Annotated in this window: 5 protein-coding genes and 2 pseudogenes; all 7 read right to left on the bottom strand. The window is 35.8% G+C overall.

What is annotated here, in order from left to right:
* Window positions 1-21: 21 nt before the first annotated feature.
* Entirely contained in the window at window positions 22-1,257 is a 1,236-nt protein-coding gene (apgM, locus tag GSA01S_RS08560; protein WP_066126653.1) for a 2,3-bisphosphoglycerate-independent phosphoglycerate mutase, read from the bottom strand.
* Window positions 1,258-1,278: 21 nt separating this feature from the next.
* Entirely contained in the window at window positions 1,279-2,499 is a 1,221-nt protein-coding gene (locus GSA01S_RS08555) for an SLC13 family permease (protein WP_066126651.1), read from the bottom strand.
* Between the two features lie 234 nt (window positions 2,500-2,733).
* Window positions 2,734-2,817 (bottom strand): annotated as a pseudogene (locus tag GSA01S_RS10560) (JAB domain-containing protein); the annotation flags it as partial.
* Between the two features lie 185 nt (window positions 2,818-3,002).
* Window positions 3,003-5,174: a heavy metal translocating P-type ATPase gene (locus GSA01S_RS08550; protein ID WP_066126649.1), complete on the bottom strand. Its 2,172-nt coding sequence runs from the start codon at window positions 5,172-5,174 to the stop codon at window positions 3,003-3,005.
* Window positions 5,167-5,535, bottom strand: a complete 369-nt coding sequence (locus tag GSA01S_RS08545; RefSeq protein WP_066126648.1) for an ArsR/SmtB family transcription factor — start codon at window positions 5,533-5,535, stop codon at window positions 5,167-5,169. Before GSA01S_RS08545 ends, GSA01S_RS08550 begins: the two co-directional genes overlap by 8 nt.
* A gap of 108 nt (window positions 5,536-5,643) precedes the next feature.
* Window positions 5,644-6,009 carry a DUF6262 family protein gene (locus tag GSA01S_RS08540; RefSeq protein WP_066126646.1) on the bottom strand — a complete coding sequence of 122 codons (366 nt, stop codon included), beginning with the start codon at window positions 6,007-6,009 and terminating at the stop codon, window positions 5,644-5,646.
* A 1-nt stretch (window position 6,010) separates the two neighbouring features.
* Window positions 6,011-7,174: pseudogene (locus GSA01S_RS08535) on the bottom strand (tyrosine-type recombinase/integrase); the annotation flags it as partial.

Below are 7,174 nucleotides of genomic sequence, written 5' to 3'. Positions count from 1 at the left end.
CTACTTCTTGCCCACTCCCTATTAATTCCCTTGTTTAGGCACAACCTCTAAATAATCAAAGAGTGTCCAGACAAATTGATTTCCTGTTAATCGATTTAAAATACCTCTTCCACAGCTCACTTCATCATATTGCGTTACCTCATCACTGAAAATGCCTGGACCATATATCGCAATTGGCACTGGCTCTCCTGAATGCTCCCCTTTCTCACATGGAGTGGAGTGATCTGCACAGAGTGCTAATAGGGTGTTTTCAGGTAGATTATTTTTAAGCATCCCTACCATTTCATCATACTTTTCAATCGCTACGACTTTACCTAGTGGATCATTATCATGCCCCATTAAATCAGTAGCCTTAAAATGGACATAAACAAGATCAAAGTCTTCAATGGCTTGCAAGGCTTTTTGGGCTTTTAATGGATAATTCGTATCGACGCTGCCTGTAAAAGATTCATCCGTTTCATTATGGTAGCCCGTCATTTTAGCGACACCTAGGACCGTATCTTCTCCAGCAATTACCTTACAAGTAAATCCCATCTCTTTACCTAATTGAGGAATATTCGTCATTTTACCTGCTCCACGTGTAATTAAAAAATTAGCAGGCAACTTGTTATCTTCAATTCTTTTCAAATTAACAGAATGATTTTTCCATTTTTCATAAACCACTTTAAAATATTCATTCAATACTGTTGCTGTTTTTTGGGCTTGTACCGAATCATCAAGTGGTAATACTTCTTTATACGGGGAGCCATCATTGGGCGCTTTAGGGTCTGAATCACTAATTTGATCCGATAACCCTTCTCCTCTCATGATTAAAACGGCACGATGCTCCGTGGCTTCTTTTAAAATAAATTCTACGCCCTTAATAACAGTATGATTGATCGCCTCAACGAGTTTTGATGTCCCTACTCTAATTCTGTCTGCTCTACGGTCGATGACAATTCCTGTATCATCCACTGTAGCAAAATTACATCTTAAAGCAATATCTCCTTCTTTGAGATCTAAACCAACACCCGCCGCTTCAATTGGACCTCTTCCTGGATATAATTGATGGTCATGTCCAAATAAAATTAAATGTCCCATATCCGTTCCAACAGCAATGCCTGGACTAATCGGATCCATTAAGCCACTTTTTCCCATTTTAGCAATTTCATCTAAATGAGGTGTGTTGGCAAACTGTAAGGGTGATAAGTAGTTCAATTCTTTTACCGGACGATCACCTAAACCATCAGCAATGGCGACGATTACTTTCTTTTTCATGTTATCAACCAACTTTCTCAATTAATGTATAATCAATTGTAGCCATGTAAAATAGACAATTGAAATCACACTGGCATTTACAAAACATCCCACTAAACCAAATTTAAGCTCATCTAGTACTGAAAAATATCCTGTACCAAAATATAAGGTATTGACTTTTGAATGAGGCGGTAATGTAATCGTTGAAGCAATACCAAATGAACATGCTAAAGCTAACGATACTGGATCCATTCCTAAAGTGGTTGCGATGGTGATAATAGCAGGAATTAAAATAGTGGTTCTAACCGTTTTACTGGTAAATAATAGATGACTAAATACAGTAATGAAAATCAAAATTACAGCTACTAAACCATGATTCAATTTGTCTAAACCAATCGCATCGACTAGATGTTCGATTAACCAGCTAGCACCACCTGAATCATTAAAAGCATTCCCCACTGCATAAGCACCAGCAGAAAAGATCATTAAATCCCATTTGATTTTAGCTTGTTTCCAAGTTAATACGCCAACTTTAGGTAATAAACACAATAACATACTCAATACTGCCGTTTGTTCAGTTGAAATTTCAAAACCAAACCAACTCTCTTGAAAATCACCTGTTGCCCATAAGATTAATGTGATTAAAAAGATAATTCCGACTCGTTTTTCTGCCGAAGAAAATTTCCCTAAATGATTCAATTCTGTTTTAAGTTTTTCTTGAACAATTTGATTGGCATCCTCACCACTATTATCCGCGATGTTAAATAATTTTGAACCAATTATAAACATGAAAATGGCCGTTAATAGCGCCTGAGGAATCGAACCTAATAACCAGTCCATATAACCAATATTTCCACCTGCTTGTTCGTTGATAAACCCTACCGCAATGACTTGAGCAGAGGTTGCAGTCATAACCATTGAGGTAGCAAAAGCATTATTATGAACACCTTGTAACATCATTAGTTTTCCATATTTGGATTCACCCGGTAGAGCTTGATAGACTTCTAGTAATACTAAAGCAATCGGTACAATTAAAGAAGCTCTTGCGGTAGTGGACGGTACAAAAAACGCTAATAAAAAATTCACAATAACAAAAACGGCTAAGGTTCTAATTTTGCTTTTTCCGAATTTAGTGACGAGTGTCAACGCTACTCGCTTACCTAAATTTGTTTCTGACATTGCTGAAGTTAAGACAAACGCAGCAACCATTAACCAGATAATATCAAAACCTAAAGTGCCAAAAGCCACTTTTGGTAATATCATAGAATTTAATAACCAATCGATAAGGAAATCTCAAGAAAAGTGAAAACTATTCTTGAGATTTTTTATACTCATACTAAGAATGATTGTAATGATTGGAACAACATTGTTTGATATGCCTAATCGAAACTAACTTTTCCAAATATCGTAAAAATACTCTCTCTATAACAAATTGCATCATACACCCAGTAAGTAGATGTATCCTTTTTCATTGAGTGAAACAAATTCATCATCTCCTTACACAATGTTGTCAAGCAGCTCAATTCCCATTATCTTTCCTACTTCTACTAGTTTTCTCGTAACATTAATATCTGCCTGACTTGGCTCTAGGTCATATCAATAGTAATGTATAAAAAACACTATAAAATCAAGCCTTTTACTTTAACTACATGGATTCAACGTATACACACCAAATCGAAAATATGACGAAAAAGTGACGAAAAAGAAATTTATTCAAATTTTAAAGGGATAACAAATGTTATCCCTTTCTTATTTAAACATAATTTTTATTCTTTTACTCTCATTAGTCGCAAACCATTTAGTGCCACTATGAGGGTTGCACCCATATCGGAAAGGATGGCAATCCAGAGCGTTAGCCAACCTGGAATGACTAATAATAAGGCAATAAATTTAATAGCAATGGCAAAAGTAATATTAGCTTTGATAATATTAAGGGCTTTTCGGCTAAGTTTTACAGTGAATGGAAGTTTTCTTAAATCGTCTCCCATTAAAGCGACATCTGCCGTTTCCAAGGCTGTGTCTGTGCCAGCTCCACCCATTGCGATTCCAACTGTAGAAGCTGCTAACGCAGGAGCATCATTGACACCATCACCGACCATGGCTACGTTTCCGTACTCGGACTTTAATTGTTTTATATAGTCTAATTTGTCTTGAGGCATTAGATCAGCTCGGATATCAGATACCCCAACATGACTGCCTATTGCATTCGCAGTTCCTTGGTTATCACCTGTAAGCATAATCGTATTTTTAATTCCGAGTTGATGTAACTTTTGAATAATTTCCTTACTTGATTCACGAACTTCATCAGCAACTGCAATAACTCCTAGTATTTCTTTTTCAGTTCCAATAATCATGGCTGTTTTGCCTTGATTTTGAAGAGCTGTCACATTTTTCTCAAAGTCTTTATCGAAATCTATAGTCAATAATTCTTTAAATAGTTTCGGGCTACCGATATAATAAATCGTCCCATTTACAATACCCTTTATCCCCTTACCTGTAATAGAGGAGAAATCCTCAACAAGTACATCAGAATATGAAATGTTTTCTTCTTCTGCTTTTTTCATGATTGCTGAAGCAAGTGGATGCTGGGAACGATATTCTAATGCAGTAATGATTGCCAATAATTCTTCTCTATTCGTTTGATTATTCAATATATTAAAATCAGTTACAACGGGAACACCTTTTGTTAATGTACCTGTTTTATCAAATGCGATTGCCTTTAAGGCACCCATTTCTTCTAAATACACTCCACCTTTAATAAGAACACCTTTTTTCGCAGCATTCCCAATCGCCGAAACAATCGAAATCGGTGTAGAAATCACCAATGCACATGGACAACCAACAACAAGAACAGCTAATCCTTGATAGATCCATGTTTCCCAACTGCCACCAAAGAGTAAAGGAGGGACTACAACAACTAATGCTGCAATGATCATAATGATCGGTGTATAATATTTCGCGAATTTGTCTACAAATGCTTGCGCTGGAGCGCGTTCTCCTTGTGCTTCCTCTACAAGATGAATAATTTTAGAAATTGTTGTATCTTCTACAAGTTTTGTTATTTTTACTTCGAGTAATCCTTCTTCGTTTAAAGTACCTGCAAATACCTCATCATCAACTGTTTTCCCAACAGGGACTGATTCGCCTGTAATCGCTGCCTGGTTTACTGCGGAATAGCCATTTACGACTACACCATCCATCGCAATCTTTTCACCAGGTTTTACAATCATGATATCCCCAACAGCAATATCATCGACATGAATCATTATTTCTTGCTCATTACGTCTAACGAGTGCTTCTTTAGGAGCAATACCCATTAGAGAACGAATCGAATTTCTTGCTTTATCCATGGAGAACCGTTCAAGTTCTTCACTGAGAGCAAAGAGAATGACAACAAGAGCAACTTCTCCCCATTCACCAATAATGGCTCCACCTATAACAGCCACTGTCATAAGGGTTTTCATGTCAAATTCTAAGCGGAGTAAGTTTTGTAAACCTACTTTAAACAGTGACAATCCACCAACCAACATTGATGTCAAAAACAATAAGGTTGTAAGAAGATTCTCTTCTCCATTTACAAACTGAGAGAAAAAACCGAAAGCAAGAAACAAAGTTGAATAAAGCAATGTACTATACTTTTCATAAAATGGAACTTTCTCTTCTTCCGTATCTTCAGTCACCTCTTGCGAAACATTGCGTATAGACTTTTCAGGAGCTATTTTGAGATTCTCGAACGCACCAGCTTTTTCTAGTTCTTTAGTCGTTGTATCTCCGTAAACAGAGATCTTAGACGCACCAAAATTTACTTTTGCATCCTTAACCCCTGGAAGTTTTTTGACATTATTTTCAAATTTCCCCGCACAATTTGCGCAAGTAAATCCTTGAACGCGATAGGTTTTCATTTCTTGTTCAGATAATTTGACTAAATGTTCAGACATTTACTTTCCCTTCTTTCTTATGTGCTAATGCATTAACAAATAACTGCTCAACATGGTCATCATCCAGCGAATAAAATGCTAATCTTCCTTCTTTTCTAAACTTAACAACCCCTTGCGTATGGAGTGTGCGTAAATGGTGGGAAGCATTTGCAATCGTGACACCAATAATATTTGCTATATCACAAACACATAACTCTTCACCTTTTAACAAGGCAAAGGTAATTTTCGCCCTGTTTTCTGCCGCAACTGCTTTAAATAATTGGGCAACACTGGAGATATCAACTGTTTGTAATTCGTCTTGTATTCGAGTTACCTTTTCTTCGTCATAACAATAAATCTCACAAGTATCCTTCTCATTCATTTTCTCACCCCCATTCTCATTTAAGTGACCACTTGATTACAGTATACTCTTTTGAAGTTATTTGTCAAGTGAATACTTGAATAGAAAATAATTGGATTCACAATATGGCTAGAACAACTTGCCATGTAATTTTTCAACTTGATCTTTTAATTGCTTATTTTCGTTCTCTAATGCCTTTATACGGCTTTTTAATGTCTTTATTAATACTTCCTCTGAACGAGGGCTTTTACTTTGTTTACGGGGAACTAATTCACTTATTTGCATCCCTCTTAATGTCTCAATTCTAGTTCTAATGTCTATATTTTTGTAAAGCCATGACTTTGAAACATTTGCTTTTTCAGAAACAGAATTAAAGTTAATTTTCTCTTTTTTAATTGCCATCTCTGATATGGTCTTTTCAACTCTAATTCTTGTTTTCTCCGACTTCTCTTTTGAAAGTTGAATTATAGCAGTTGTGTTACTCTTTCTTGTCATCTTAATTCGTCTCCTTTAAGGAATGAATAATCTGCTCTAATCTATTTTTAACACGTTCGTTAGTTTCAACCTGACGCTGCCATTGGTTCTGTTTAGCGCTATTTAATATTTCTTTAATTCGGTCTAAGTGCTCTTCATGTTCATTTAGAAATTGTTTACTTGTACAGAAGTTAGTACAATCTAAACAAGCATTTGCGTGAGGACACGGTCCCGCAATTACTGGTAAACGACAATAGCCATTAGGAAGTGCTTGTGCATTGATATTCTTTTTAAACCATTGAAGATCTGTATTGTCAGCTTCAGTATTTTCTTCAGTTAAATCCAGAATGCTCCCGTTATTCGTCACCAAAGTTTCCTTGAATTTTATGAACTCTTTCTTGAGAGTTTCATCAAAAATATGGGCATATCTTGCAGTCATTTCTGGTGATTCATGCCCTAAGAATTTTTGAACAATATGCTGTGGCACTCCGTTGTTTATCATTCTAGTGCCAACTGTATGCCGAAAGGCATGAGCATGAAATCGGAAAATTTCTCCTTTATTGTCCGTTATCTTTTCTTCATAAGCTAATTTATTTAATTTAACTCTAAAGGTATCCTGCTTCAATGGAGAACCATCTTTCCGTGGAAATACATATACACATCCATCCTCAAGTTCATCAGCCACTCTTTGTTCTTGAACTAATATTAATGCAGCAATTTCTTTAGAAATAGGAATGGTATGTCTGTCTTCATTTTCCACTGATAATACTTTAAAAAGCAATCGCCTTCTTTATCTGTTATGACACTCCCTTTTTTTAATGTACAAAGTTCACCGATACGCATTCCGCATTCTTGAAGTACCATAACCATTGCAGCCATATAAGGTTCCAATTTATCTAATTTCACATTTAATTGTTCAAGGACATATTCATCTATATAACGTGGTTGTGCCTTCGGCACTTTAGGATAATCTTCTCGAAAAATAAGGATTTTGGAAGGCGATTCCTTCCAATCAAACCTTTGAAGTGTAGAGAAAAAAACTTCCAAAGTAGATATTCGTCCAGTTACAGTACTAGGTTTTAAACCTTTTAAATTAATTTCATTTAAATATTGCTCAACTTCATTCCTAGTTAATTGATGAATCCTTCGTATGCCTTCACAATTTGTATTTATAAAACTTGGATAG

This window comes from Globicatella sanguinis NBRC 15551, assembly GCF_001552295.1.
Taxonomy (GTDB): Bacteria; Bacillota; Bacilli; order Lactobacillales; family Aerococcaceae; genus Globicatella; species Globicatella sanguinis.
This window is presented reverse-complemented; position numbering and strand designations above follow the sequence as displayed.

Coding starts and splice junctions, on each gene's coding strand:
- GSA01S_RS08555 (WP_066126651.1), bottom strand. CDS start 2,499: ATGATATTACCAAAAGTGGCTTTTGGCACTTTAGGTTTTGATATTATC.
- GSA01S_RS08540 (WP_066126646.1), bottom strand. CDS start 6,009: ATGACAAGAAAGAGTAACACAACTGCTATAATTCAACTTTCAAAAGAG.
- apgM (WP_066126653.1), bottom strand. CDS start 1,257: ATGAAAAAGAAAGTAATCGTCGCCATTGCTGATGGTTTAGGTGATCGT.
- GSA01S_RS08550 (WP_066126649.1), bottom strand. CDS start 5,174: ATGTCTGAACATTTAGTCAAATTATCTGAACAAGAAATGAAAACCTAT.
- GSA01S_RS08545 (WP_066126648.1), bottom strand. CDS start 5,535: ATGAATGAGAAGGATACTTGTGAGATTTATTGTTATGACGAAGAAAAG.